At 54.2% G+C, this 1,595-nt stretch carries 1 protein-coding gene; it reads right to left on the bottom strand.

Annotated features, from left to right (window positions below; genetic code table 11):
* The coding region (locus DFR44_RS11520) for a hypothetical protein (RefSeq protein WP_162845263.1) at positions 1–1,595 on the bottom strand (1,595 nt) is incomplete at both ends.

Raw genomic sequence — 1,595 nt, 5'->3', positions numbered from 1 at the left:
CCTGCACCTGTGAACGCGCTGTTCACGGTACCGCTGACATTGCTGCCTTTGGTGATGGTCGGTGTACCAACAACGCTGACATCAGAGTCAAAGCCGAATGTGTCGCTTAAGCTGTACGCCGTGGCCGATGTATTGGCGTTGCTGACTGTGACACGATAAGTGATGTCGAACTGGTCACCCGTGCCGCTCACTGCCGTTGGGCCTGCAGTCACCGCTTTAGTGACGTTGACGTCTGCCACGACGCTGGTGTAAACCACTTTACACGCCATGGTTTGACCTGCGTATTTCGAATCAAACTTCAGTGTGCTGCCAAATGCCACAGTGACATCGGGGTTCACGCCGTCCGAACACAACCAAGAGGTCGGTGAACCGTAGAAGATATCATTGCCTGCGGTGGCGAATGCAGGGGTCGGTACGGTGACCGTTTCACCCACAACAGCCAAGGCTGTGTTTGATTTGACAGTGTTGCTGCCTGTGCTGACGGCATCGAATGCAGTGGTGTTGGTGGTCAATCCCGTTGAGGCAGGGACGGATACCTTCTCACCCACGGTTGCATTAGACCAATCGACTTGGAAGGTCAATTGTGTCGTTTGTGCAGTCGGTGTGGTGGCACATGCGTTCGCATCTTTAACTGTACCCGCAACTGTCATTTGGGCGTTGTTGAACAAACCATTGCCCGTTGCGCTGGTACAGGTGTTGTTGCTGGTGCTGCCAGAGAGCGCAACTTTAACACGTGCAGTGATGTCGTAGCTTTCTGTCGTTGGTGTGGCAGTTGAACCTGCGGCGATGCTTTCGTTGCTGATAATCGACGTGTTGGTGCCTGCACCTGTGAACGCGCTGTTCACGGTACCGCTGACATTGCTGCCTTTGGTGATGGTCGGTGTACCAACAACAGTGACATCAGAGTCAAAGCCGAATGTGTCGCTTAAGCTGTATACCGTGGCCGATGGGTTGGTGTTGCTGACCGTGACACGATAAGTGATGTCGAACTGGTCACCTGAACCTGATACAACAGTGGGTCCTGCGGTGACGGCTTTAGCCACCGTGACACCGTCAATGACGCTGGTGTTGGTTAAGGTACAGGTTAAGGTTTTACCGACGCTGGCACTTGGGATGGTTAAGTTGCCACCTTGTGCAACGGTAATCGCTGCGTTGGTGCCGTCAGAACATGACCATGAGCCTGAGCTGTAGTTAATCGCGTTCGCTGTGGTGGCGAAGGTTTCAGTCGGTAATGTGCCGACTTCATCTGGTGCGACCACAACAGTGCCTGATGAGACGCTGTTTGAACCCGTTGAGGCGGCGTCAAACGCAGCGGTGTTGACACTGAAACCTGTGGTCGCTGGGATGTTGACGCTTTCTCCTGATGTGGCTTTAACCCATGTCTTTTGCAGAACGAGGTTGACGCCTGAGACCGCAGGTGTGTTAGAACACGCCGTGGCGGTTTGGTCAGATGCGCCTGACATGCTTAAGACGGCGGCGTTGAACAGACCTTGACCTGAGGTGGTGCCTGAGCAGGTGTCGTTGCTTGTGCTTGAACCCGCTGGAACGTTGACACGCACGGTGACATCGTAGGTTTCTGTGGTCGGTGTTGCAGT

It is taken from the genome of Hydromonas duriensis (assembly GCF_004363775.1).
Classification (GTDB): domain Bacteria; phylum Pseudomonadota; class Gammaproteobacteria; order Burkholderiales; family Burkholderiaceae; genus Hydromonas; species Hydromonas duriensis.
The sequence above is the reverse complement of the archived record's forward strand: the minus strand, read 5'-3'. Positions and strand labels throughout refer to the sequence as shown.